Source organism: Vibrio sp. 1069 (assembly GCF_033340555.1).
Genome location: NZ_JAWOWP010000629.1, coordinates 1 through 595, shown reverse-complemented (window position 1 = coordinate 595; position 595 = coordinate 1). Strand labels below are relative to the sequence as shown.

1 protein-coding gene and 1 pseudogene are annotated in these 595 nt (G+C 46.6%); one reads left to right on the top strand and one right to left on the bottom strand.

From position 1 onward, the window contains the following. Window positions 1-183, top strand: a 183-nt coding sequence (locus R7040_RS28140; protein ID WP_318097841.1) for a helix-turn-helix domain-containing protein, incomplete at its 5' end; no start/stop codon positions are given. 53 nt (window positions 184-236) lie between these two features. On the opposite strand, the pseudogene R7040_RS28135 reads toward R7040_RS28140, so the two are convergent. Further along, window positions 237-595 (bottom strand): annotated as a pseudogene (locus tag R7040_RS28135) (MFS transporter); the annotation flags it as partial.

Below are 595 nucleotides of genomic sequence, written 5' to 3'. Positions count from 1 at the left end.
AGCAAGTTGATCGAGCTGCGAATGCACAAAGCAGCTGACTTGTTGCAATACCGGGCGTGGTCAATTGCGATGATTGCCAATCGATTGGGGTACCGAGACCCGTACAACTTTACGCATCGATTTAAGAAGTTTTACGGCATTTCGCCAACACGTTATCGAAAGCAGTTAATGGAAAACGCATAAAAAAACGAGGGCAGATAGCCCTCGTTTTCAATGGTTATTTGGTTGTTTTAGCTTTATAGGCCAGCAGCCATTTGCTGTTTGGTTTTGCTCGCTGCAAGCAACATGTAAACGCATGTTGCTACCAAAGCCGCAAACAAGTAACCCAACAAGCCGTGTACTTGGCCCATAAATTTGTCTGCGACCACTGGGCCTGCTACTGAGCCTACGCTGTAGCTAAACAGCATGACTTGAGTTGCAGAGACAATAAAGCGTTCATCAAGTCCTTCACAGCCGAGGTTGATTGCCACTGGGTATAGAGCAAACGTGGCCATGCCCAATAGGAAAAGCGACGCCGCCAACATTGCGGTAGACGTAGAGACGAACGTCAAACCGATAGAGAAAATACCCAAAATACAGAAAAACGCCATTAAGA